Below are 22,353 nucleotides of genomic sequence, written 5' to 3' on the forward strand. Positions count from 1 at the left end.
GCAACGACCGGGCCTGCGAGCCTGCGCCGGCATCCGCCCCGCCGCGTCAGTGTGCTGCTGCCGGTACTGGGCCTGATCGCGCTCGCGCTCTGCGGGCTGGTGTTGTTCGGTGTGCTGAGTTCCCGCGTCGGCGTCCTCGCCGTGGTGATCGGCGTCGCGGCGGCACTGGTGCCGGTCGGCGTCGTCGTGGCGGCCCTGCTGTGGATCGACCGCTGGGAACCCGAACCGGCCCGGTTGCTGCTGCTGACGTTCGCGTTCGGCGCACTCGTCGCGACGGCGACCGCGTTGCTGATCAACAACACCGCCGAGACGGTCGGCGACCTGCTGCTCGGCAGCGGCAACGGCAGCAAGATCAGCGCGATCGTGTCGGCGCCGCTGGTCGAGGAGGCCGCCAAGGCGGCCATCGTGCTGGTGGTGATGCTGCGCAGGCGGGGCGAGTTCGACGGTGTGGTGGACGGCATCGTCTACGCCGGGTTCTCCGCAGCGGGCTTCGCGTTCACCGAGAACATCTACTACTTCGGCAGGGCCTTCGCGGAGAACGGATTCGGTGACGGCACGACCGGCGGCGTGCTGGCCGCTTTCATCCTGCGCGGCGTCCTCTCACCGTTCACGCATCCGCTGTTCGCCGTGTTCACCGGCGTCGGGATCGGGGTCGCGGCGCGGACGGCGAGTCCCCAGCTACGGGTGCTGGCTCCGCTGGGCGGCTACGTCGTCGCGGTCGGGCTGCACGCGCTGTGGAACGGGGCGGCGACGCTCGGCGGCGCGCAGGCGTTCCTCTCCATCTACTTCCTGATCATGGTTCCGCTGTTCGTCGGCATGCTGATGCTGGTGTTGTGGCAGCGCCGCAGGGAACAGCGCATCATCGCCGCCGCGCTGCCCGCGCTCGCGTCCGCACGCTGGATCGCGCGGTCCGAGGTCGACCTGCTGGCGAGCCTGAGCGGACGCCGCAAGTGGCGCAGGCAGGCCCGCAAGGAGTCCGGGCGCACCGCCGCGCGTGCGGTGGCGGAGTACCAGGCTTCGGTGACGGAGCTGGCTTTCCTGCGCAGGAGGATGGCGACCGGCACGGCCGGGGCCGAGGCGGGCGAACGCCAGAAGGAACTGCTGTCGGTACTCAAGGCGTCACGCGCCGAGGCCGTCCGGCTCGCCGGTGGCGGTACGGAAAATGGTCACCACCGAGGGTGACCCGAGCCGGGTGAAGCTCGTCACGGCTGTCCGTTCCACTACCGGAAGGGCGGTTACCCTCGCGCCGACGTCCGGTACCCGCGAGGGAGCGGGACTGGAACGGGTGAGGGAGCATAGGCAGTCATGAGCGTCAGGGGCGGGTTGTGAACCGCCCGGCACGGCTGGCGGTCGGCGTGGTCTCGGCCGGCCGGGTCGGCAGTGTGCTGGGCGCGGCGCTTGCGCGGGCCGGCCACACGGTGGTCGCGGCGTCGGGACTCTCGGCCGCGTCGCTGGCGCGGGCGGAGCGCCTGCTGCCCGACGTTCCGCTGTTGCCGCCGGATCAGGTGGCGGGCCGGGCGGACCTGGTGTTGCTCGCGCTGCCCGACGACGCGTTGCCCGGCATGGTCCGCGGTCTGGTCGCCACGGGATCGCTGCGGGCGGGCCAGATCGTCGTCCACACCTCGGGGGCACACGGCGTCGAGGTGCTCGCCCCGGCCGTCGAGGCGGGCGCGCTGCCGCTGGCGCTGCATCCGGTGATGACGTTCACCGGACGCTCGGAGGATCTGGACCGGCTGGCCACATGCTGCGTCGGCGTGACAGCCACCGCGGACGACGAAGCGGCGTGGAACGTCGGCGAGGCACTGGTGATGGAGATGGGCGGCGAACCGGTGCGGGTTCCCGAGTCGGCCCGCGCGCTCTATCACGCGGCGCTCGCACACGGCGCCAACCACCTGATCACACTCGTCTCGGACTGCGCGGATCTGTTGGGGGGCGCGGGAATCGGCAACGCCGAGCGGCTGCTCGGTCCGCTGCTGTCGGCCGCGCTGGACAACGTGCTGCGGCACGGCGACCGCGCGCTGACCGGACCGGTGGCCCGCGGCGACGCCGGGACCGTGCGTACCCACCTCGACGTGTTGAACGAGCGCGCCCCCGATGTCGCTGTCTGCTACACGGCGCTGGCTCGCCGGACCGCCGCCCGCGCCGAGGCCGCGGGGCTTCTCGACAATGCCGCCGACATCACCGAACTGCTCGACGAAGGTCAGGACCCGACGTGACATCCGCGAAGACCGCTCCGAAGTTCGCCCGCAGGCAGCTGAACGTCTACCAGCGGCCCGCCGACGTGTCCCGGGTGAGTTCCGCGCTGCACGGGGTGAGCAGCAAGGTCGCGCTGGTGCCGACGATGGGTGCGTTGCACGCGGGTCACCGCGAGCTGCTGCGCCGGGCGCGCAGGCTGCCGAACACCGTTGTGGCGGCGTCGATCTTCGTCAACCCGCTGCAGTTCGGCGAGGGCGAGGACTTCGACGCGTACCCGCGTCCGCTGGAGCGGGACCTGGAGGTGCTGGAGGAGGTCGGCGCGGAGCTGGCGTTCACGCCGTCGGTCGAGGACATCTACGGCGAGGACACCGGCATCACGATCGAGCCGGGCCCGCTCGGCGCGGAGCTGGAGGGCGCGTCGCGTCCCGGCCACTTCGCCGGGGTGCTGACCATCGTGGCGAAGCTGCTCAACATCGTCCGCCCGGACTACGTGTTCTTCGGCGAGAAGGACTACCAGCAGCTGGTTCTGGTGAAGAACATGGTGCGGCAGCTGAACTTCGACACGAAGGTGGTTCCGGTTCCCACCGTGCGTGAGCACGACGGCCTGGCGCTGTCGTCGCGCAACGTCTACCTGTCCCCGGACGAGCGGCAGCGTGCCGTGGCACTGTCCGCGGCGCTCACCGCGGGTGCACACGCGGGCCGCCTGGGTGCCGATGCGGTACTGGATGCGGCGAACCGCACGCTTTCGGCTGTGGACGGGATTAATCTGGATTATCTTGATCTTCGTGGAACCGATCTGGGGGCTCCGCCCGTCGATGGTGAGGCAAGGTTGCTCATCGCGGCGAAACTCGGGAGAACACGCTTGATCGACAACGTTCCGGTTCTGCTCGGCGCGGCTGCCGAGCACCCGGATGACGGATCGCCGGAAGCAGGGGAATAGAGGGAGTCCGCGATGTACCGCACGATGCTGAAGTCGAAGATCCACAGAGCGACCGTCACGCAGGCCGACCTGCACTACGTCGGCTCGGTCACGCTGGACAAGGACCTGATGGAAGCGGCCGACCTCCTGCCCGGGGAGCAGGTGGCGATCGTCGACATCACCAACGGCGCCCGGCTGGAGACCTACGTCATCGAGGGCGAGCGGGGCAGCGGGATCATCGGCATCAACGGTGCCGCCGCCCACCTGGTGCACCCGGGTGACCTGGTGATCCTGTTGTCCTACGGGCAGATGGAGTCCGCCGAGGCGGCCGCGTACCAGCCGAGGGTGGTGTTCGTCGACGCCGACAACCGGGTCGTCACCCAGGGCGACGACCCGGCCGAGGTGCCGGAGGGGTCGGGCCTGCTGAACGGCTCGCTGCCGCTGCTGCCGTCGAACGGCGACATTCCGGGCTTCCCGGTCGCGGAGACCGTCGACGCCGCCCGGCTCGACGCGCTACTGCACGCTGACAGCTGATGCTGCTAGCGGTCGACGTCGGCAACACCAACATCGGCCTCGGGCTGTTCTCCGGTCGCGGCGAGCAAGCGCGGCTGGAGCACGACTGGCGCCTGCGCACGGACGCCACGGCCACCGGTGACGAGCTGGCCCTGACCCTGCGCGGGCTGCTCGGGGCGGACGCCGACGCCATCACCGGCATCAGCGTCCTGTCGACGGTGCCGAGCATCCTGCGTGAGCTGCGCGACATGCTGACCCGGTACTACGGCGGCGTGCCGACGGTGATCGTCGGGCCGGGTGTGCGTACCGGGGTGCCGCTGCTGGTGGACAACCCCAAGGAGGTCGGGCCGGACCGGCTGGTCAACACGCTGGCCGCGCACCACCTGCACAGCACCGCGTGCGTGGTGGTCGACTTCGGGACGACCACCAACGTCGACGTCATCTCGGCGAAGGGCGAGTTCCTCGGTGGTGCGTTCGCGCCGGGGATCGAGATCTCGGTGGACGCGCTGGCGGCCCGCGCGGCCACACTGCGCAAGGTCGAGCTGGTGCCGCCGCGGTCGGTGATCGGGAAGAACACGGTGGAGTGCCTGCAGTCGGGCATCCTCTACGGCTTCGCCGGGCAGGTCGACGGCCTGGTCCGGCGGATCCTGCGGGACCTTCCCGGCGACGAGCCGGTGACGGTGATCGCCACCGGAGGCCTGGCGCCGCTCGTCGTGGACGAGTCGGAGACGATCACCGAGCACGTTCCCGAGCTGACCCTGCTCGGCCTGCGTCTCGTGCACGAGCGCAACGTGCGTTAGTGCAGGAGCTTGAGCCCGACCACGCCGGCGACGATCAGCACCAGGCAGAGAATCCGGCCGGCCGAAACCGGGTCACCGAGCGCGACCATTCCGTAGACGGCTGTGCCGATGGCGCCGATGCCGACCCAGATCGCGTAGCCGGTACCGATCGGAATGGTGCGCATGGCGTAGGCCAGGCCCGCCATGCTCAGCACGAGGCTGACCAGGAACACGGCGCTGGGGACGAGTCGGCTGAACCCCTTCGAGGCGCCGAGTGCGGCAGCCCACACGGTTTCCAGCACGCCGGACACGACGAGCACGATCCAGGACATCACGACCTCCGCAGTGACAACAGGTTGTTGTGTACTGCGTCGTCTTGTCGTGCCGGGTACGACGCCCTCGTCCGGGGCAGGAAGCTCCTGCCGATTTCGAGGTTAACAGTAATCCGGTTGGCTCTGCCCAAGCGCGTGTTCGTACGCTAAGGGCCATGACCGAGACCTCTCCCGCGGACCTCACGGGGCACGCCAGTATTGACGACGATCTGCCCGAACAGATGCGCGTGCGGCGGGAGAAGCGGGAGCGGATCCTCGCCGAGGGGATCGAGCCCTATCCGGTCGAGGTGCCGCGTACGCACTCGCTCGCCGAGATTCGCGCCACACATTCCGGCCTGCCCGCTGATACGGCCACCGGCGAGCACGTGGGAATCACCGGCAGGGTGATGTTCCTGCGCAACACCGGCAAGCTGTGTTTCGCCAGCCTGCGCGAAGGCGACGGCACCGAGTTGCAGGCCATGATCAGCCTGGCCAACGTCGGCGAGGACGCTCTCGCGGCGTGGAAATCCGATGTCGACCTCGGTGACCACGTTTTCGTCTCCGGTGAGGTGATCACCTCGAAACGAGGCGAGCTTTCCGTGCTCGCCGACGGGTGGAAACTGACCAGCAAGGCGTTGCGCCCGCTGCCCGTCGCACACAAGGAACTGGCCGAGGAAACCCGCATTCGCCAGCGCTACGTCGACCTCATCCTGCGGCCGAAGGCACGCGATGTGGTGCGTACCCGCGCGGGCGTTCTGCGTTCGCTGCGTGACTCTTTCCACCGGCGTGGCTTTACCGAGGTCGAAACGCCGATGTTGCAGACTCTTCATGGTGGTGCGAGCGCTCGTCCGTTCGTCACGCACTCGAATGCCTTCGACCTGGAGTTGTACCTGCGTATCGCGCCGGAGCTGTATCTCAAGCGGTGTGTGGTCGGCGGCATCGAGAAGGTCTTCGAGATCAACCGCAACTTCCGGAATGAGGGTAGCGACTCATCCCATTCGCCCGAGTTCGCGATGTTGGAGTACTACGAGGCGTACGCCACGTACGACACCAACGCCGTGATGACGAGGGAGTTGGTCCAGGAGGCAGCGGAAGCCGTCTTCGGTACGCAGGTGGTCACGCTTTCCGACGGCACGGAGTACGACCTGTCGGGCGAATGGGCGACACTCACCATGTACGGCTCGCTGAGCGAGGCGCTGGGTGAGGAAGTCACGCCCGACACGCCCGTCGAACAGCTGCGGGCGCATGCCGCTTCGCGCAATATGGAAGTCGACCCGAAACTGGGCCACGGCAAACTCGTCGAGGAGCTGTGGGAGCATCTGGTCGGCGACCACCTGCACGCTCCGACATTTGTCCGGGATTTCCCTGTCGAGACCTCCCCGCTGACCAGGCAGCACCGTACCCAGCCCGGGGTCGCGGAGAAGTGGGATCTCTATGTGCGTGGTTTCGAACTGGCCACCGGCTACTCCGAGCTGGTCGATCCCGTGATCGAGCGGCAGCGGCTCACGGAACAGGCTCGTCTGGCAGCGGCCGGTGATAGTGAGGCTATGCGTCTGGATGAAGATTTCCTGCGAGCTCTAGAGTACGGAATGCCGCCGAGCGGTGGTGTCGGAATGGGCATCGATCGGTTGCTCATGGCACTCACCGGTCTCGGTATCCGGGAGACCATCCTGTTCCCCCTGGTTCGCCCCGAATAACCCAATCGAGATTTGCGTTTACCGGCTCGAGCGAGTACTAATATGGAAGTCGAAGCTCCTGTCAAGGGGCTGGTGGCCCCTAGATCATTCGAGCCCGTGGTAGCAGGCGGCTACCCAAAGCAGGAGGAATCTGATGGCTGAGAAGGTTCTCGTCTCCCTTGTGGACGACCTCGACGGGTCGGACGCCGACGAGACAATCGAGTTCGGTCTCGACGGCGTCAGCTACGTGATCGATCTGTCCGCGGAAAACGCGGAAGAGTTGCGGGACGCTCTCGCGCAGTACGTGGAGCACGCCCGCCGGCTCGGTGGTCGTAAGCGCACGGGTGGCCGTGCCGCCACGAAGTCCGTCGCCCGTCCGCCGTCGGTGGACCGCGAGCAGAACCAGGCGATTCGCTCGTGGGCCCGCAAGAACGGTTACCAGATTTCCGACCGGGGTCGCATTCCGGCGGAGGTCGTGGAGGCCTACCACCAGAAGAACTGAGCGAAATTCACGAAGGGGCCGTCGGCACGTTCGCCGACGGCCCCTTCGTCGCGAATGCCGCCAAAGCTCGTGAAGGCCACCTTCACCACGTCTGACGTCAGGGCCCCGGCAAAGTCAGGTGGTCCGGAGCGCGTCATTCGCGTTCCGGAAGGCGAGACTCGCGGTCCTGAGGACGAGACTCGCGGTGAATGACGTGTTCGGGAACGCGAAACTCGTGCTCCGGCCCGGCAGGGTCGCGCGAGCGGCCCGTTCGGCCAGCCGAGGACGGGGGCTGGTCTCGCTATCTGGACCCGGCATACCGGTCAGTGGGACCTGACAGGTGGGAACGTGCAACTCGCGGGTCCGGAACGGTCGACTCGCGCGTGAGAACGTACGACTCGCGCGAACGGACCGCTCACGCAGGCCACCGGCACCACGTGAGAACCCGGTCCACATCGTGAGTTCTGCGCTCACGCACGCGAGTTCTGCGTTCCCGACCGCGAGTTCCACGCTCCGGCACGCGAACCCCACCCTCCCGCACAACGTCACACCAGGACTCCCGACTTCGCCGGGCATCCGCGGCCTCGGGCGACATGCGAACCGGCTTTAGCGGGCTAAAGACGGCGGCCGCAGGTCCGGGGGCAGCCCGCGCACTCGGACTCGCCGGGCAGCAGGTAGGAGAAGCAGCAGCTCTCACGCCGGCGGGACCACTCGCGGTGGCCGTCGGCGTCGGTGGTCGTCCGCAGGGTCGACGCCGACGTCAGCGGCGGGTGCACGGCGTCGAGCACCAGCGCGGCGTCGGCGACGCCGGCGCCCTCGGACTCGACCGTCCCGCCCTGCTTGCCCGCCCACCACAGCGAGTTGTCCAGCGCGTCGGTGGCCGCGGCCCACAGCATCCGGGTGCCCAGCCTGCTCACCCGCGTGTACGCCGCGACGAACCGCGCGGCATGCGCGGTGTAGCGCGCCCGCAGCACGGCGACCAGGGCCTGCTCGTCGGCGACGACCGTTGCCTCCGGCAGTGCCGAACCGGGGTCGGACGGGAGGCAGTAGAACCGGTCGCCCAGCACGGCGATGCCGTCCGGGTGCGGCCTGCCCTCGTTCAGCCGGAACGCCAGCTCCGCCGGATCGAGCGACGGAACCCGCCGCTCGTGGTGCAGCAGCAGCGCTGCCGCGTACGCGGGCACGTGCAGGTACCACGACATGATGTACCCGGCGGCCGTCCGGCTCGGCGCGGTTCCGTGCTGCTCGACCAGCCACTCCGACAGCAACGCCTGCCAGGTACGGAAGTGCTCGGGGTCGTCCAGCAGGTCGCCGCAACGCTGCCAGCCGGTCGCGTCGGCCGGCAGGTCGAACCGGATGCCTGCCCGGCGCTGGAGGCCGTTCACCCTGGTCAGGGACCCGGCGAGCGCGGCGGACCCCGCGAAGGGCGCGAACCGCTGCGTCTCCAAGACCGGACCTCCGGGGACTAAGGGATGCCTTACCTTACAGTCTGTGTCCCACGTCGCCATCCGGGGAACCCGAAAGTGGGAGAGGTAACGCCCAGCCGTGCGGTTCCACCAGGTGTTCGCGCTGAGCGGACAGGGCCGCGCTCAGGAATCCTCCGTCCGGCCCATGCGTTGTTCCAGGTGTCCACGAGCGGCGGAATCCCATATCACGAGGTCAGCGGGCCGGAACGGCCTCGACGTGGCCGATTTGTCCGCCGGAGCCAAGCCCCCAGGTCCGCGCAGGGAAAAACACAGTGGTACGCCAGCGCGACCGCGCGGCTACTACAGTGGTCTCACGGTGCTGAACTCATCGTGGATGGAGACGGTGGGGAGTCACCGCCGGCGCAGCAGTCGAGGGAGTGTAAATGTTCGAAAGGTTTACCGACCGCGCGAGGCGGGTGGTCGTCCTGGCCCAGGAAGAGGCCAGGATGCTCAACCACAACTACATCGGCACCGAGCACATCCTCCTGGGTCTGATCCACGAGGGTGAGGGTGTCGCCGCCAAGGCGCTCGAGTCGTTGGGTATCGCGCTGGAAGGCGTCCGTCAGCAGGTCGAGGAGATCATCGGCCAGGGCCAGCAGGCTCCGAGCGGGCACATCCCCTTCACGCCGCGTGCCAAGAAGGTGCTGGAGCTGTCGCTGCGCGAGGCGCTGCAGCTCGGCCACAACTACATCGGTACCGAGCACATCCTGCTCGGCCTGATCCGCGAGGGTGAGGGCGTCGCCGCCCAGGTGCTGGTCAAGCTCGGCGCCGACCTCAACCGCGTCCGCCAGCAGGTCCTCCAGCTGCTGTCCGGCTACCAGGGCAAGGAGCCTGCCGAGGCCGGCGGCGGCCGGGGCGAGGGCACCCCGTCCTCCTCGTTGGTGCTGGACCAGTTCGGCCGCAACCTGACCTCGTCGGCCCGCGAGGGCAAGCTCGACCCGGTCATCGGCCGCGGCAAGGAGATCGAGCGGGTCATGCAGGTGCTGTCCCGCCGCACCAAGAACAACCCGGTGCTGATCGGCGAGCCCGGCGTCGGCAAGACCGCGGTCGTCGAGGGCCTCGCCCAGAACATCGTCAAGGGCGAGGTGCCCGAGACGCTGAAGGACAAGCAGCTCTACACGCTGGACCTCGGTTCGCTGGTCGCCGGCTCGCGGTACCGCGGTGACTTCGAAGAGCGGCTGAAGAAGGTCCTCAAGGAGATCAAGACCCGCGGCGACATCATCCTGTTCATCGACGAGATCCACACGCTCGTCGGCGCGGGTGCGGCCGAGGGCGCGATCGACGCGGCGAGCATCCTCAAGCCGATGCTGGCCCGCGGTGAGCTGCAGACCATCGGTGCGACCACGCTCGAGGAGTACCGCAAGTACGTCGAGAAGGACCCGGCTCTGGAGCGTCGCTTCCAGCCGATCCAGGTCGGCGAGCCGTCGCTGGAGCACACCGTCGAGATCCTCAAGGGTCTGCGGGACCGCTACGAGGCGCACCACCGCGTCTCGATCACCGACTCCGCGCTGGTGCAGGCGGCCACCCTGGCCGACCGTTACATCAACGACCGGTTCCTGCCGGACAAGGCGATCGACCTGATCGACGAGGCCGGCGCCCGGATGCGCATCCGCCGGATGACCGCTCCGCCGGACCTGCGTGAGTTCGACGAGAAGATCGCCGACGTGCGCAGGGAGAAGGAGTCCGCGATCGACGCGCAGGACTTCGAGCGGGCCGCGCGCCTGCGGGACGAGGAGAAGACCCTCCTCGGCCAGAAGTCCGAGCGGGAGAAGCAGTGGAAGGACGGCGACCTCGACGTCGTCGCCGAGGTGGACGACGAGCAGATCGCCGAGGTCCTGGCCAACTGGACCGGTATCCCGGTGTTCAAGCTCACCGAGGAGGAGACCACCCGCCTGCTCCGCATGGAGGAGGAGCTGCACAAGCGGATCATCGGCCAGGAGGACGCCGTCAAGGCGGTCTCGCAGGCGATCCGCCGTACCCGCGCCGGCCTGAAGGACCCGAAGCGCCCGTCCGGTTCGTTCATCTTCGCCGGCCCGTCCGGTGTCGGTAAGACCGAGCTGTCCAAGGCGCTGGCGAACTTCCTGTTCGGCGAGGACGACGCGCTCATCCAGATCGACATGGGTGAGTTCCACGACCGCTACACCGCCTCGCGGCTGTTCGGTGCCCCTCCGGGCTACGTCGGCTACGAGGAGGGCGGCCAGCTCACCGAGAAGGTGCGGCGCAAGCCGTTCTCCGTGGTCCTGTTCGACGAGATCGAGAAGGCCCACCAGGAGATCTACAACACGCTGCTGCAGGTGTTGGAGGACGGCCGCCTGACCGACGGCCAGGGCCGCACGGTCGACTTCAAGAACACGGTGCTCATCTTCACCTCGAACCTCGGGACGCAGGACATCTCGAAGTCGGTGAGCCTCGGCTTCCAGTCCGGCAACGACGAGGGCTCGAAGTACGAGAAGATGAAGCAAAAGGTCAACGAGGAGATGAAGAAGCACTTCCGGCCTGAGTTCCTCAACCGGATCGATGACATCATCGTCTTCCACCAGCTGACCAAGGACCAGATCATCAAGATGGTCGACCTGATGATCACCAGGGTCGAGACGCAGCTGAAGGCCAAGGACATGGCCATCGAGGTCACCGAGAAGGCCAAGTCGCTGCTGGCAAAGCGCGGCTTCGACCCGGTGCTCGGTGCCCGGCCGCTGCGTCGCACCATCCAGCGGGAGATCGAGGACCAGCTGTCCGAGAAGATCCTGTTCGGTGAGGTGCAGCCCGGCCAGATCATCGTCGTCGACGTCGAGGGCTGGAACGACGAGGAAGGCGAGAAGGACGACAAGGCCGTCTTCACCTTCCGCGGCGAGTCCAAGCCGTCGAGCGTGCCGGACGCTCCGCCGGTGAGCGTCGCCGCCTCCAGCGGTGACGAGTCCCCTGGCGAGAACGAGGCCGAGTAGGACACCAGCGCAAGGCGCCGGCACCCCACGCGGGTGCCGGCGCCTTCTGCGTTACGGCCCTCAGCGGAACGCGGCGACGTTGCGGGCGGCCCAGTCGGCGAAGGAACGCGGGGCGCGGCCGAGAACTCGCTCGACGTCCGGGCTGACGCGCAGCTCCGCCGGGTTCGGGGAGCCGAGGATGTCCAGGGTGTCGTCGGCGAGTTCCGCGGGCATGCTCCTGGTCATGCCGGCTTTGGCCGCTTCGCGGGTGAGTTCCTGGAACCGCACCGGGGAGCCCAGCGCGGCGGCGATCGCCGCGGTCTGCCCGCGCGGCGTGATCACTTCCGGGCCGGTCAGTTCGTACACGCCGCCGGTGTGCCGGTCGTCCAGCAGGCAGGCCGCCGCGACCTCGGCGATGTCCGCCGGATCGACGATCGGCACCCCGGTGTCGCCGAAGGGCGCGGCGACAACGCGCTGTGTGCGGACGGATTCCGCCCACCACAGGGCGTTGGAGGCGAAGCCGCCCGGTCGCAGGATGGCCCAGGCCGAGCCGGACTCCCGCAGCGTGTCCTCCAGTTCCCGCATCGCGACCCGGGTGGTGCCGAACGGTCTGGTCGCCACACCCAGTGAGGACAGCAGGACGACCCGGCGAACTCCGGCGGCCACGGCCTTCTCGATGATGTCGGCCGGGTTGGCCCCGATGGCGTGCAGGTCGCCGGACAGTAGCAGGAACAACGCCTTCGCCCCGGCCAGCGCGGGTTCCAGGCCGGTGGGTTCGGCCAGGTCGGCCACCACGTGGCGGACGCCGTCCGGGACGGCGGCGGCGTTCCGCGACACCGCCGTCACCTGCTCGCCCGCCTCGGCCAGTGCTCGCGTCAGCGGTCGGCCGATGTTTCCGGTGGCTCCGGTCACCACGATCATGAACAGCTCCTTTGTCCGAATGTGCGCTGTGGTCACGACGCTAGAATCCGGGCTTACTTTTGGTAAGGACATACCTTGAGGTAAGCTCAGAACATGGCGGGAGGTATGCAGATCACCGGGGCCGGGCCCGAAGCCCGCTATGAGGTGTTTCACACCGACTGCCCGGCGCGCGACGTGGTCGACCACGTGACCAGCCGGTGGGGCATCTGGGTGCTGATCTCCCTGCGGAACAACGACCTCCGGTTCTTCGAACTGCGGGAGAGCATCCAGGGCATCAGCGAGAAGATGCTCGCCCAGTCGTTGCGGGCACTGGTGAAGGACGGCCTGGTCTGGCGAGAGGTCGAGCCCGCGACGCCGCCACGCGTCACCTATGGGCTGACCGAGTTCGGCCGGGAGGTCGCTGAGCCGCTGACGGAGCTGTTCGACCGGATCACCCGGCGGCTCCCCCGGCCATAGCTCCGGTTCTGGAAAGCTTGGGTCGTGCGGGTGCGGTTGCTCGGGCCGGTCCAGGCCCTCGCCGACGACGGGACGCCGCTCCCGGTCGGCGGCGCCCGCCTGCGTGCGCTGCTCGCCCTGCTGGCGCTGGACGTGGGCCGCCCGGTGTCCGTGGAACGGCTCGTCGACGGCCTCTGGGGCGGCGAACCACCCGCTGACGCGGCCAACGCGCTGCAGTCCCTGGTCTCCCGCCTGCGCCGGGCGCTGCCCGCCGGTGTGCTCGCCCGCACCACGGCGGGTTACCGGCTGGACGCCGAGGACACCGACGCCGACCGGTTCACCGACCTCGCCACCCGGGGCCGCGCCGAGCTGGCCGCCGACCCGGCGCGGGCGTCGGCCCTGCTCACCGAGGCCCTTGACCTCTGGCACGGGCCCGCACTCGCCGACGTCGACGCACCGTTCACCACCGCGCACACCGCCCGGCTCGCTGAGCTGCGCCTGACCGCTGCCGAGGATCGCTACGACGCCGAGCTGCGGCTCGGCAGGCACGCCGGCGTCCTCACCGACCTCGCCGCCGACGCGGACCGCCATCCACTGCGGGAACGCCTGGCCGCCCTGCTCATGCGCGCTCTCCACGCCGCGGGCAGGCAGGCCGACGCGCTGGCCCGCTTCGAACGCGTCCGCGCCGAGCTGGCCGACGAACTCGGCGTCGACCCGTCCGAACAGCTGCGCGAGGCTCACCTCGCCGTGCTGCGGGGCGAGCAGCGGCCCGCGCGGTCACCGGCCCAGAGCACCGTGCCGGTGCGGCTGACCAGCTTCGTCGGCAGGGCCGACGAGTGCAAACTCATCGCCGAGCGGCTCGCCGATCACCGGCTGGTGACGCTCGTCGGTCCCGGCGGCGCCGGCAAGACCCGCCTGGCCACCGAAGCTGTCGCCGACGTCGACCGGAAGTGGTTCGTGCCGCTGGCCGCGGTCGGCGAGGCGGACGACATCGCCGCCGCGGTGTACGACGCGCTCGGCCGCTGGGAGCCGGGGCCCGCCACGGTCGTCGACCGCATCGTCGAGGCCGTCGGGCTCGCCGGGGGTGGGCTGCTGGTGCTGGACAACTGCGAGCACCTCGTCGACTCGGTCGCCGCGCTGGTGGCCGAGCTGCTCGGCCGGATCGGCTCGCTGCGGATCCTCGCCACCAGCCGCGAGCCGCTGGCCGTCACCGGCGAGGCGGTGTGCCCGATCGGCCCGCTCGCGGTACCCGAGCCGGGTGCGCTGGCGGCCGAGGCCCTGGACGCCCCCGCCGTGCGGCTGTTCGTGGACAGAGCCACCGCTGCCCGGCCGGGGTTCACCCTGACCGACGCCAACGCCGCCGCCGTCGCGGAGATCTGCCGCGGCCTGGACGGGATGCCGCTGGCGATCGAGCTGGCGGCCGCGCGGCTGCGGTCGATGACGGTCGAGCAGGTGGCCGAACGCCTCGACGACCGCTTCCGCCTGCTCGCCTCCGGCGACCGGGCCGCGCTGCCCCGGCAGCGCACCCTGCGTGCGGTGGTGGAGTGGAGCTGGGACCTTCTCGGCGACACCGAGCGGACGCTGGCCCGCAGGCTGTCGGCGTTGCCGGCCGGGCTGAGCCTCGCCGGCGCGGAAGCCGCCTGTGCCGACGAGGTCCTGCCAAGGGAGGACGTCGTCTACCTGCTCGGCAGCCTCGTCGAGAAGTCCATTGTGGACAGCTACGTCGGCGCGGGTGGCGAGCCGCGGTACCGCATGCTGGAGACCATCCGCGCCTACGCCGCCGAACACCTCGCCGAGTCCGGCGAGCACGACGTCGTACTGGAGCGGGCCACGGCCTGGTTGCTGGACCGGGTCGAACCGCTGGAGCCGATGCTGCGCGACCGCCGTCAGCTGGCGGCCATCCCGGTGTACGACGCCGAGTACGAGAACCTGCTCGCCGCCGCCCGCTGGGCCATCGACACCGGGCGCGCCGTCCCGGCCCGCAGGCTCGTGGACGCCCTGCTGTGGTTCTGGATGCTGCGTGGCCACGACACCACCAGCGCCAGCATCACCGGCCGGATCCTGACGCTCGCCGACCGGCTTCCCGACGATGCCAGGACTACCTACGCCCTGGTGGCCGCCCAGCGCCCGTTCGTCAGCGGACCCCGTGACGACGAGCGGCAACTCGTCGACGACTGCGTCCGGACCGGTGCCGTCGAACGGTACCCGCCACTGACCCTGTTCCTGCCGATGGTCGCACTGCTGAGCCGGGACGCCGAACTCCTCGAACGGGAGCTGACCCGCGCGCTGTCCACGACGGACCCCTGGCGCAAGGCTTGCGCGATGTGGGCCAAGGGGTTCATCTGCGCCGACCGTGGGGACCAACTCGCGGCCGACGAGGCGCGGGCCGAGGCCCTCGCCGGGTTCGAGGCGGTCGGCGACCGGTGGGGAATCGCCTCGACACTCGGCATGCTGGCCGACGGCCGGTCGCTGCGCGGGGATCACGCGGGCGCCATCGCGGCCCACGAGCGGGGGATCGAGCTGGCGGCCGAACTCGGTTCGGCCGACGACCTGTCCCGGCAGCTCTGGCTGCTGTCGTCCCAGCGGCGCCGGGCGGGTGACCTCGCCGGTGCGTGGCGTGATCTGCGTGAGGCCGAGCGGGTCGGCCGGGCGGTCCAGGATCGCCAGTTCGAGGTCGTCGTGCTGGCCGGTTCGGTGGAGCTTTACCGCATGGAGGGCAACCTCGCGGCGGCCGGCGCGGCGCTGGCCGAGGCGGAGCGGCGGCTGACGGCCGACATGTTCCCGGCGACCGTCGGAGAGGACTGGCTGAACCAGGTCAAGGCGGCCGTGGCGATGGCCGAGGGACGGCTGGCCGACGCGGAGACCTGCGTGCTGGCCGCGCTGACCTACTCGACCGGCCGCCGTGACTTCGCCGACGTCGCGCAGGGCGCCGAGTTGCTGGCCCTGCTGCGGCACCGGCAGAGCGACGCCGCGGACGCCGCGCGGGTGCTCGGCATGAGCGAGGCACTGCGGGGCGTGTTCGACGCCGGGAACCCGGAGCTGACGCAGCTGGTCGCCGAGCTCACCACGGAGCTCGGCGACCAGGGGTTCCGCCTGCACTACGAAAGCGGCAGCCGGATGTCCAAAGAGGACGCGGTCGCCTACCTGCTGCGCCGCAGGTAGGCGCGGACGGCCAGCGGGAAGAACACCACGAACACCGCGCCTGCCCAGAGCACGCTGCCCAGCAGCGGCCCGCCGATCTCGCCACCGGTCGACAGGGCCCTGGCCAGCCCGGCGAGCTGGCTGACCGGGCTGATCTCCACCCAGCCACGCAGCCAGTCCGGCAGGGACGCCGCGGGGACGAACACGTCGCTGGCCATGGTCAGCGGCATCATCACCGCCATCAGGATTCCCTGCGTGGCACCGGGGCTGCTGACCAGCATCCCGACCCACACCGCGATCCAGCAGAACGCCAGCCCGAACACCACCAGCAGCGCGAACAGCACCACCATCGACAGCACACCGGTGTGCACGTCGAAGCCGAGCACCATGGCGAAGGCCAGCAGAACGGTCAGCGCCACCAGGTACCGCGCCACGTCGGCGAACACGGCACCGACCAGTGGAGCCGAGCGGGCGATCGGCATGCTGCGGAACCGGTCGAACACGCCCTTGCTGGCGTCGGTGTTGAGGTTCACGCCTGCCGAGATGCTCGCCATGATCGTGTTCTGCACCATCATGCCCGGCACCAGGACCTGCAGGTAGTTGTCGACGCTGCCGTAGATCGCGCCGCCGAACAGCGTCGAGAAGACGGCGAGCATCACGATCGGCATGATCGTGACGTCGGCGAGCTGCTCGGGGTTCTTGCGCATCTTGATGAGGCCGCGCCGGGTCAGCGACAGGCCGTGCCGCAGCGCCGCCGCCGTCCCGACCGTGCGGGCCGGTGCCACGGTCAACGTGGTCATGCCGGCACCTCCTCTCGTGCCCGGTCACCGGTCAGCGCGAGGAAGACCTCGTCGAGGCTGGGCAGCCGCAGTGCCAGCTCGTCGGCCGTGATGCCGGCGTCCTCCAGCCGTCTGACCACAGTGGACACCAGCGCCGGGTCGGCGACCGGTGTGGTGAGCAGACCGGTCGCCGGATCGGCGTCCGGCACGATCCCGGTCAGCTCGGTCAGGATGCGGGCGACCTCGCGGACGTCGGCGGCCACGGTCGGCCGGACCTGCAGGGTCTGCCCGCCGACCTGCCGCTTGAGTTCCCGGGCGGTGCCGCCCGCGACGACCCTGCCGTGGTCGAAAACAGTGATCCGGTCGGCGAGCTGGTCGGCTTCCTCCAGGTACTGCGTGGTCAGCAGCACGGTGGCGCCGTCGGCCACCAGATCCCGCACGACCTGCCACATCTCGTTGCGGGCGTGCGGGTCCAGGCCGGTGGTCGGCTCGTCGAGGTAGATCAGCTCGGGCCTGCCGACCAGGCTCGCGGCCAGGTCGAGCCTGCGGCGCATCCCGCCCGAGTAGGTCTTGACGGCCCTCCCGGCGGCCTCGGTCAGGCCGAACCGCTCCAGCAGCTCGGCGGCCCTGATCCTGGCCTGCGCCCGGGAGTGGTCGAGCAGCCTGGCGATCAGCACCAGGTTCTCGGTGCCGGTCAGGTCCTCGTCGACCGAGGCGTACTGCCCGGTCAGGCCGATCAGTGCGCGGACCCCGACCGGGTCCCGCAGCACGTCCCTGCCACCGACCAGTGCCCGCCCCTCGTCGGGCCTGATCAGCGTGGCCAGGATGCGCACCGCCGTGGTCTTGCCGGCGCCGTTGGGGCCGAGCACCCCGAGCACCGAGCCGGTGGGGACCTCCAGGTCCACACCGTCCAGCGCCGTCGTGGCGCCGTAGCGTTTCACCAGGCCTTCCGCCTGAATCGCGAGCGACATCAGATCCTCCCTGTCCGTCGCGGTCGGGATTCACAGTGGACCGACGCGCTGTCAGCGCTCGCACATCCGGCTGTCAGCTCCTGGCAGACTGGCGTCATGCTTGATCAGGAGCAGGTCGCCGAGCCGGTGGTCAGGCGGCGGAACCCGCTGGTGACGGGCCTGCTGGTGGTGATCGCCGTACCGTTCGTCGTACTGGTGCTGCTGCGGTTGCTCGGCATCGACGGCAACCGGTACACGGCCGCGGCGCTGGCGCTGGTGCCCTACGCGACGGTCGGCGGTCTGCTGCTCGGCGTGGTCGCGCTGGTCCTTCGCCGCTGGAAGACCGGTGCGCTGGTGTTGCTGCTGGCGGGTGCGCTCGTGCTGACCCTGCTGCCCAGGATGTCCGCCGACGAGCAACCCGCCGTCAACGGCAGGCCGCTGAAGGTGATGGCCGCCAACCTGTACTTCAGCCAGGCCGACCCCGCCACGGTGGTCCGGCTCGTGCGGGACAACGGCGTCGAGGTGCTCACGCTGCTGGAGCTGAGCCCGCAGGGCGAGGCGGCGCTGGAGAAGGCCGGGCTGTTCACCCTGCTGCCGCACCGGGTGTCGAAGGCGGCGGCCGCCGGGGCCGGTTCCGCCGTGGTGTCGAAGTACCCGCTGACCGAAGCGCCGCTGGCCGGGCCGTCCGCCCTGAAGCAGCCGGGTGCGCGGGTCGAGTTCGGCGACGGGACCGGGGTGGAGATCGTCGCGGTGCACCCGCTGCCGCCGGTGGAGTCGATGGACGACTGGCGGACGACGTTGAAGGGCCTGCCCAAGCCCACCGGCGACCTGCCGGTGCGCATCCTCGCGGGTGACTTCAACGCCACGCTGGACCACGAGGTGTTCCGGGACGTCCTGGACGGCGGTTACGCCGACGCCGCCGACGAGCGCGGCATGGGCCTGTCGGCCACCTGGCCGGAGGGCCTGTTCCCGCCGCCGGTGACGCTGGACCACATCCTGGTCGACGACCGGGTCGCCGTGCGGGACTTCAAGGTTTTCGAGCTGCCCAACGGCGACCACAGCGCCGTCTACGCCGAACTCACCGTCCCGGTCTGAGCCGTTCGTCCAGTTCGGACAGTGCGGGCAGTGCGCCGGATGGGATGGAGACGCCCCTGCCGTGCCGGACCTCCGGTTCCCTCGGGTTGATCCGGATCAACGCGCCGGTCGCGGCGCTGGCCAGCTCGGCGTAGCGGCGGACGGTCGGCACCGCCCTGCCCGCGCCCAGCTCGACCACGACGAGATCACGTTGGCGCCTGCGCCACTCGTTCAGCTCCCGTAGCTGGGCGTCGGTACGGTCGCCGACCCAGCCGAAGTCGCCGAACATCAGGATGTTCGGCCGCGCGACACCACCGCAGTCCGGGCAGGACGGCAGCGGCGGCACGGCCCGCATGGTCTCCTCGTCGACGGTCACCGTGACGTCGGCAGGCCAGATGCGTTCGGTGCAGCGGGCCAGGCACTGCAGGTGGTGGATCGACCCGTGGGCCTCGGCGACGCCGGTGAACCCGGCTACCTGGAACTGTCCGTCCACATTGGAGGTGAATACCCGGACGCCGCCGGGTGCCCGCTCGCCCCAGGACCGCAGCAACGCGAAGCCCGCGTGCGGCACGGTGCGCCGGTACAGCTCGAGGCGGTGGCCGTAGAAACCCCACGCCAGCTCGGGGTCCGCGGTGAAGTGCTCGGGATCGGCCAGCTCGACGAACCGCATGCCGAGCCGGGCGTACGGCGGGTAGGCCTCCCAGAAGCCGTGGTCGCCACGGAAGTCGGGCAGGCCGGAGTCGACACCCATGCCGGCGCCGGCGCACACCAGCAGGGCCCCGGCTCCGGCGAGCAGGCTCGCCGCGTGGTCCAGTTCGGCGTTCACCGCAGCGACTCCGGGAACAGGAACTCGTCGGCCGGCACCTCGTCACCGCGGAACCACGCGTCGAAGAACGGCGTGAGGTCCCTGCCCGCGGCCTCGTTGACGTACTGTTCCAGCTCCCGCCAGCTCGCGTTGCCGCCCCGGTGACGGGCCGGCCACTCCCGCAGCACCCGGTTGAAGACGTCCTCGCCGACCGTGCGGCGCAGCGCGTGCACGGCCAGGATGCCCTTGTCGTACACCCCGTCGAACTCCTTGCCCTGTCCCATCTCGTGTAGTTTCGCCTGCCACGGCCGCGGGTTGTCCCTGGTGCGTTCGACGGCCGCGCGGTACTTCGCGTCGAGGTCGGCGCCCTCCTTGGCCTCCGCCCACAGCCACTGGGCGTAGCTGGCGAAACATTCGTTGAGGCAGACGTCGGACCAGTCGCGCACCGACACGGAGTTGCCGTACCACTGGTGTGCCAGCTCGTGGACCACGGTCTCCAGGTCGGCCCAGGCCGCGTAGGTGGGCCTGCCGTTGGTCTCCAGTGAGAAGCCGATGCGTTCGTTGAGGTAGATCCCGCCTGCCGTGCTCTGCGGGTACGGTCCGAACTTGCCCGCCAGGAACTCGATGACCTCCGCCGTGCGCGCGGCGATGGCGCGCTTCGACTCGGCGCCGGGTGCGTAGGCGTTGATCAGCGGGGTGCCGTCGGGCAGCGTGCCGCGGTCGACGGTGAACCGGTCGATGGAGACGGTCGTCAGGTAGCTGGCCGTCGGGTTGTCCTCGGCCCACCTGCTGGTCGTCCAGCCGCCGTCGGTGCTGGTGCCTGCCTCCTTGCCCGCGGCGACGACCTGCCACTGCTCGGGCACCCGCACGCTCAGGTGGAAGGTGGCCTTGTCGCGCGGGGTCTCGTTGACGGGGAACCAGAACGCCGCCGAGTGCGGCTGGCCGAGCGCGTACGCGCCACCCGCGCGGGTGGGCATCCAGCCGCCCGCGCCGACGCTGCCGTCGGGGTGTGAGGTGGGGGTGCCGCCGTAACGCACCCGGGTGTGGAACGTCGAGCCGGCGGCGACCGGCTTGGCCGGGGTGACGACCAGCTCGAAGTCGCCCTCCCTGGCGAACCGCGCGGGGGCACCGTCGACCTGTACCTCGGCGACCTCCAGGCCACGCAGGTCGAGGTTGAACCGGCTGAGGTCCTGCGTGGCCTTGGCGGCGACGGTGGTGTCACCGTCGAGGCGCTTGGTCGCCGGGTCGTAGCTGACCGACACCTGGTAGTCGACGGCGTCGTAGCCGCCGTTGCCGTCGTTGGGGTAGTACGGATCGCCCGCGCCGGGTGCGCCCTCGCCGCTCGTCGACGCTGGTGTGGCACCGTCGGTGGTGCAGCCGGCGATGAGCAGGCAGGCGAGGAAGCTCGTGAGTGCGGCGCGGCCGTGCATGGAGGGAGCGTAGATGGGTTCGCGTGAGGGCGTCGTGGACTTCGGCGGTGAGGGCGTGCCGATCGTGCTGCTCCACGGGCTGATGGGCAGGGCGCGGACCTGGTGGGACGTCGCCCAGTGGCTCAAGCCGTACGGTCACGTGGTCGGGCTCGACGCGCGGGCACACGGCAGGGCGCCACACGTCGGGCCGTGGACGACCGAGTCGTTCGTGGAGGACGTCGCGGCACTGATCCGCGAGCTGGACGCCGGGCCCGCCGTGATCATCGGCCACTCGATGGGCGGGCTGCACGCCTGGGGTACCGCGGCGACCCACCCGGAACTGGTGCGGGCCGTGGTGTCCGAGGACATGGCGCCCGACCAGCGGGGCAAGACCGTCGACGTGTGGCGGGACTACTTCGAGAGCTGGCCGGTGCCGTTCGAGTCGCTTGCCCACGTGCGGCGGTTCTTCGGCCCGGCAGGCAACTTCTTCGCCGAGTGCGTCGTCGAGCGGGACGACGGCTTCCACCTGGTCGCCGACCTGTCCAACCTGTACGAGATCGCGGCCGAGTGGGGGCGGCGGGAGTACTGGTCCTACGTCGAGGGGCTCAAGTGCCCGCTGCTGGTCGTCGAGGGTGGCGGCGGCGCCATGCCGCCCGGTCAGCAGGCCGAGGTGGCCGAGCGGGCGGGTGGCGAGGCGACGCACATCCTGGTGGAGGGCGGCGGTCACCTGGTGCACGAGACGGCACCCGGGCAGTTCCGCGGCGCGGTGGAGGCGTTCCTGTCCCGGGTGCTGTCTCGCTGACCGCCGGTATGGTCCGTGGGCGGGGATCGTGCGCGAGCGTGGAACTCGCGTGCCGGAACGTAGAACTCGCGTGCCGGAACGCAGAACTCGCGTGCGTGAGCGCAGAACTCACGATGTGGACGCCGGTTCTCACGTCGTGCCGGTCGTCCGCGTGAACGGTCCGTTCGCGCGAGTCGTACGTTCTGGGGCGCGAGTCGTAGGTTCTGACGCGCGAGTTGTACGTTCCCGCCCGCCTGGTTCCACTGTCCGGCACGCTGGCTCCGGCTCGCGAGACCGGCCATGTTCTCGGCTGGCCGAACGGGCCGCTCGCGCGGCCTGCCGGGCCGGAGCGCGTGTTTCGCGTTCCTGAACACGTCATTCGCGTTCCCGAACACGACACTCACCATCCGGACCCGGTATCCCAGCCCGTGAACCCACCCTCGCGCCAGCGGGCCACTCGCCGCGAGTCTCGTGCTCAGGAACGCGAGTCTCGCCTTCCGGAACGCGAATGACGCGCTCCGGACCACCTGACTTTGCCGGGGCCCTGACGTCTGACGTGGTGAAGGGGCCTTCACGTGCTTTACCCGGGTCGGTGTCTCGCTATCTGGAACCGCCGTGCCGGGCGGTGGGACCAGCGAGCGGGAACGGACAACTCACGGGTCCGGAACGGACGACTCGCGCGAACGGACCGTTCACGCGGACGACCCGCACCACCTGAGAACCCGGTCCACAGCATGAGTTCTGCGCTCCGGCCCGCGTGTTCTGCGTTCGAACGCACAGGGCCCGGCTTTGCCGG

The 22,353-nt window shown here is 70.1% G+C and carries 19 protein-coding genes and 1 riboswitch; of the genes, 12 read left to right on the plus strand and 7 right to left on the minus strand.

Going from position 1 to position 22,353, the window contains the following annotated elements:
• Positions 1–51: 51 nt before the first annotated feature.
• The 5 genes from EWH70_RS22030 to EWH70_RS22050 all read left to right on the plus strand — a co-directional run bounded on the left by EWH70_RS22030 (position 52) and on the right by EWH70_RS22050 (position 4,428).
• Positions 52–1,182, plus strand: a complete 1,131-nt coding sequence (locus EWH70_RS22030) for a PrsW family intramembrane metalloprotease (protein WP_130477598.1) — start codon at positions 52–54, stop codon at positions 1,180–1,182.
• 143 nt (positions 1,183–1,325) lie between these two features.
• Positions 1,326–2,216: a Rossmann-like and DUF2520 domain-containing protein gene (locus EWH70_RS22035; RefSeq protein WP_130477379.1), complete on the plus strand. Its 891-nt coding sequence runs from the start codon at positions 1,326–1,328 to the stop codon at positions 2,214–2,216.
• Positions 2,213–3,136 carry a pantoate--beta-alanine ligase gene (panC, locus tag EWH70_RS22040; protein WP_130477380.1) on the plus strand — a complete coding sequence of 308 codons (924 nt, stop codon included), beginning with the start codon at positions 2,213–2,215 and terminating at the stop codon, positions 3,134–3,136. The genes EWH70_RS22035 and panC overlap by 4 nt, the downstream gene beginning before the upstream one ends.
• Positions 3,137–3,148: 12 nt before the next feature.
• On the plus strand, positions 3,149–3,649 hold the full coding sequence (gene panD, locus EWH70_RS22045) for an aspartate 1-decarboxylase (protein WP_130477381.1): 501 nt from the start codon (positions 3,149–3,151) through the stop codon (positions 3,647–3,649).
• Positions 3,649–4,428 (plus strand): type III pantothenate kinase, encoded by a 780-nt coding sequence (locus EWH70_RS22050; RefSeq protein WP_130477382.1) that lies wholly within the window; start codon positions 3,649–3,651, stop codon positions 4,426–4,428. The genes panD and EWH70_RS22050 overlap by 1 nt, the downstream gene beginning before the upstream one ends.
• Here the strand turns inward: EWH70_RS22050 and EWH70_RS22055 are convergent.
• Positions 4,425–4,739 carry a DMT family transporter gene (locus EWH70_RS22055; protein WP_130477383.1) on the minus strand — a complete coding sequence of 105 codons (315 nt, stop codon included), beginning with the start codon at positions 4,737–4,739 and terminating at the stop codon, positions 4,425–4,427. The two genes, EWH70_RS22050 and EWH70_RS22055, sit on opposite strands and share 4 nt — an antisense overlap.
• A 33-nt stretch (positions 4,740–4,772) precedes the next feature.
• Positions 4,773–4,835, minus strand: a riboswitch (guanidine-III (ykkC-III) riboswitch).
• 59 nt (positions 4,836–4,894) lie between these two features.
• Between EWH70_RS22055 and lysS the strand changes: the two genes are divergently transcribed.
• Both lysS and EWH70_RS22065 read left to right on the plus strand, forming a co-directional pair.
• Positions 4,895–6,415 (plus strand): lysine--tRNA ligase, encoded by a 1,521-nt coding sequence (gene lysS, locus EWH70_RS22060; RefSeq protein ID WP_130477384.1) that lies wholly within the window; start codon positions 4,895–4,897, stop codon positions 6,413–6,415.
• A 133-nt stretch (positions 6,416–6,548) separates the two neighbouring features.
• The gene (locus tag EWH70_RS22065; protein WP_130477385.1) at positions 6,549–6,896 is read left to right on the plus strand and encodes a histone-like nucleoid-structuring protein Lsr2; all 348 of its coding nucleotides are present in this window, start codon (positions 6,549–6,551) and stop codon (positions 6,894–6,896) included.
• A gap of 593 nt (positions 6,897–7,489) precedes the next feature.
• Here EWH70_RS22065 and EWH70_RS22070 read toward each other — a convergent pair.
• The gene (locus EWH70_RS22070) at positions 7,490–8,260 is read right to left on the minus strand and encodes a (2Fe-2S)-binding protein (RefSeq protein WP_240687156.1); all 771 of its coding nucleotides are present in this window, start codon (positions 8,258–8,260) and stop codon (positions 7,490–7,492) included.
• A 464-nt stretch (positions 8,261–8,724) separates the two neighbouring features.
• Here EWH70_RS22070 and EWH70_RS22075 point away from each other — a divergent pair, with 464 nt between their 5' ends.
• Positions 8,725–11,283 carry an ATP-dependent Clp protease ATP-binding subunit gene (locus tag EWH70_RS22075; RefSeq protein ID WP_130477387.1) on the plus strand — a complete coding sequence of 853 codons (2,559 nt, stop codon included), beginning with the start codon at positions 8,725–8,727 and terminating at the stop codon, positions 11,281–11,283.
• Positions 11,284–11,343: 60 nt separating this feature from the next.
• On the opposite strand, the gene EWH70_RS22080 is transcribed toward EWH70_RS22075, so the two are convergent.
• Positions 11,344–12,183, minus strand: a complete 840-nt coding sequence (locus EWH70_RS22080; RefSeq protein ID WP_130477388.1) for an SDR family oxidoreductase — start codon at positions 12,181–12,183, stop codon at positions 11,344–11,346.
• Between the two features lie 93 nt (positions 12,184–12,276).
• Here EWH70_RS22080 and EWH70_RS22085 point away from each other — a divergent pair, with 93 nt between their 5' ends.
• Together EWH70_RS22085 and EWH70_RS22090 are read left to right on the plus strand one after the other, a co-directional pair.
• A complete protein-coding gene (locus EWH70_RS22085) occupies positions 12,277–12,639 on the plus strand; it encodes a winged helix-turn-helix transcriptional regulator (protein ID WP_130477389.1) in 363 nt (120 codons plus the stop codon).
• A 24-nt stretch (positions 12,640–12,663) separates the two neighbouring features.
• Entirely contained in the window at positions 12,664–15,780 is a 3,117-nt protein-coding gene (locus EWH70_RS22090; protein WP_130477390.1) for an AfsR/SARP family transcriptional regulator, read from the plus strand.
• On the opposite strand, the gene EWH70_RS22095 is transcribed toward EWH70_RS22090, so the two are convergent.
• Complete coding sequence (locus tag EWH70_RS22095; RefSeq protein WP_130477391.1) at positions 15,759–16,559, minus strand: ABC transporter permease; 801 nt, start codon at positions 16,557–16,559, stop codon at positions 15,759–15,761. The two genes, EWH70_RS22090 and EWH70_RS22095, sit on opposite strands and share 22 nt — an antisense overlap.
• Positions 16,556–17,509 (minus strand): ATP-binding cassette domain-containing protein, encoded by a 954-nt coding sequence (locus EWH70_RS22100; protein ID WP_130477392.1) that lies wholly within the window; start codon positions 17,507–17,509, stop codon positions 16,556–16,558. Before EWH70_RS22100 ends, EWH70_RS22095 begins: the two co-directional genes overlap by 4 nt.
• A 96-nt stretch (positions 17,510–17,605) precedes the next feature.
• Here EWH70_RS22100 and EWH70_RS22105 point away from each other — a divergent pair, with 96 nt between their 5' ends.
• Positions 17,606–18,583: an endonuclease/exonuclease/phosphatase family protein gene (locus EWH70_RS22105; protein WP_130477393.1), complete on the plus strand. Its 978-nt coding sequence runs from the start codon at positions 17,606–17,608 to the stop codon at positions 18,581–18,583.
• Here EWH70_RS22105 and EWH70_RS22110 read toward each other — a convergent pair.
• Positions 18,567–19,388: an SIR2 family NAD-dependent protein deacylase gene (locus tag EWH70_RS22110; RefSeq protein WP_205669209.1), complete on the minus strand. Its 822-nt coding sequence runs from the start codon at positions 19,386–19,388 to the stop codon at positions 18,567–18,569. The genes EWH70_RS22105 and EWH70_RS22110 overlap by 17 nt on opposite strands.
• Positions 19,385–20,797: a M1 family metallopeptidase gene (locus tag EWH70_RS22115; protein WP_130477394.1), complete on the minus strand. Its 1,413-nt coding sequence runs from the start codon at positions 20,795–20,797 to the stop codon at positions 19,385–19,387. Before EWH70_RS22115 ends, EWH70_RS22110 begins: the two co-directional genes overlap by 4 nt.
• Before the next feature lie 13 nt (positions 20,798–20,810).
• On the opposite strand from EWH70_RS22115, the gene EWH70_RS22120 reads away from it, so the two are divergent.
• Positions 20,811–21,578 carry an alpha/beta fold hydrolase gene (locus EWH70_RS22120; protein ID WP_130477395.1) on the plus strand — a complete coding sequence of 256 codons (768 nt, stop codon included), beginning with the start codon at positions 20,811–20,813 and terminating at the stop codon, positions 21,576–21,578.
• Positions 21,579–22,353 lie beyond the last annotated feature (775 nt).

This window comes from Amycolatopsis suaedae, assembly GCF_004214935.1.
Taxonomy (GTDB): domain Bacteria; phylum Actinomycetota; class Actinomycetes; order Mycobacteriales; family Pseudonocardiaceae; genus Amycolatopsis; species Amycolatopsis suaedae.

What these genes read in the sequence shown, in the direction of transcription:
- EWH70_RS22095 (WP_130477391.1), bottom strand. Translation starts at nt 16,559, where the DNA reads ATGACCACGTTGACCGTGGCACCGGCCCGCACGGTCGGGACGGCGGCG.
- EWH70_RS22085 (WP_130477389.1), top strand. Translation starts at nt 12,277, where the DNA reads ATGGCGGGAGGTATGCAGATCACCGGGGCCGGGCCCGAAGCCCGCTAT.
- EWH70_RS22055 (WP_130477383.1), bottom strand. Translation starts at nt 4,739, where the DNA reads ATGTCCTGGATCGTGCTCGTCGTGTCCGGCGTGCTGGAAACCGTGTGG.
- EWH70_RS22080 (WP_130477388.1), bottom strand. Translation starts at nt 12,183, where the DNA reads ATGATCGTGGTGACCGGAGCCACCGGAAACATCGGCCGACCGCTGACG.
- panD (WP_130477381.1), top strand. Translation starts at nt 3,149, where the DNA reads ATGTACCGCACGATGCTGAAGTCGAAGATCCACAGAGCGACCGTCACG.
- EWH70_RS22065 (WP_130477385.1), top strand. Translation starts at nt 6,549, where the DNA reads ATGGCTGAGAAGGTTCTCGTCTCCCTTGTGGACGACCTCGACGGGTCG.
- EWH70_RS22075 (WP_130477387.1), top strand. Translation starts at nt 8,725, where the DNA reads ATGTTCGAAAGGTTTACCGACCGCGCGAGGCGGGTGGTCGTCCTGGCC.
- EWH70_RS22100 (WP_130477392.1), bottom strand. Translation starts at nt 17,509, where the DNA reads ATGTCGCTCGCGATTCAGGCGGAAGGCCTGGTGAAACGCTACGGCGCC.
- EWH70_RS22105 (WP_130477393.1), top strand. Translation starts at nt 17,606, where the DNA reads ATGCTTGATCAGGAGCAGGTCGCCGAGCCGGTGGTCAGGCGGCGGAAC.
- EWH70_RS22050 (WP_130477382.1), top strand. Translation starts at nt 3,649, where the DNA reads ATGCTGCTAGCGGTCGACGTCGGCAACACCAACATCGGCCTCGGGCTG.
- lysS (WP_130477384.1), top strand. Translation starts at nt 4,895, where the DNA reads ATGACCGAGACCTCTCCCGCGGACCTCACGGGGCACGCCAGTATTGAC.
- EWH70_RS22120 (WP_130477395.1), top strand. Translation starts at nt 20,811, where the DNA reads ATGGGTTCGCGTGAGGGCGTCGTGGACTTCGGCGGTGAGGGCGTGCCG.
- EWH70_RS22115 (WP_130477394.1), bottom strand. Translation starts at nt 20,797, where the DNA reads ATGCACGGCCGCGCCGCACTCACGAGCTTCCTCGCCTGCCTGCTCATC.